1 protein-coding gene is annotated in these 901 nt (G+C 44.5%); it reads left to right on the plus strand.

What is annotated here, in order from left to right; translation table 11 throughout:
* Positions 1-312: group II intron maturase-specific domain-containing protein (locus L655_RS0103935; protein WP_024605253.1), on the plus strand; the 312-nt coding region annotated here is incomplete at its 5' end.
* Positions 313-901 lie beyond the last annotated feature (589 nt).

A 901-nucleotide genomic window follows, 5' to 3' on the forward strand; every position in this document is an offset into this window, starting at 1 on the left:
GTGCGCGGTTTTGTAAATTATTTTAGTATAGCCAATTGTAAGCGAGAGCTAAAAGCCTTGGCAGGTTGGATCAGACGAAGACTAAGGGCAATACAGCTGAGGTTGTGGAAGAAGCCATCAAGGCTACATCGACGACTAAAGCAGTTAGGGAAAAAGCCACCGTTTAAGTTCATAAAGATGAACTCGTGGCGTAACTCACTAAGCCCTTTATCTTGTGTATCGATGCCAAACCAATGGTTTGAGGAGCTTGGTTTATATCCAATAGAAAAAGTGAATACGGGATGGCTTGCTTTATCAGCGTTTAGGAAATAAGTTGATAAAATGTGAAGGGTACAGGAGCCGTATACGAGGTCCGTACGTACGGTTCTGTGAGAGGGATGAGGCATAAGCCTCACCCTACTCGATGTGCCTAAAATAAAGTGAAGTGAAGTGTAGGTTTAGGTGAATTGAGAACCAAGCAGTCGGAGGTTCACTCTTACAAGATACGTCCTGCGCCGACCACTTTCATACATAAGCCGACACTAAGTCGTTTTTTTTGTGCCTGAAATAAATTAAAGCGTGGATGTGGATAGAGTAACCTACTGCGAACAAAGCAGTCGGAGGTTCACTCTTGCAAGATACGTCCTGCACCCACTACTTTCTATTACTAATAAAGTTAATAGAAAAGAAACCGATGAAAGTCGGTTTTTTTGTTTGCCCAGCGAAGCTGGCAAACCCGATAGGCTGAAAGATGCCTTATCACCCTGACTAAGGGGAAGATAATCTGAATGGCAAGGGCGTCACTGGCCAACGGTGGGGTCTGAAGGAAGCCATAAGAAGTTAGAGGTACACAACTAACCGTAACCTGTTTCGGCAGTATTGGTGGGTCAGCGTGCAAAATAGCGCAACGCCCTATACTTAG

Origin of the sequence: Pseudoalteromonas sp. TAE79, from assembly GCF_000498015.1 — a bacterium.
In the GTDB taxonomy this organism is placed as follows: Bacteria; Pseudomonadota; Gammaproteobacteria; order Enterobacterales; family Alteromonadaceae; genus Pseudoalteromonas.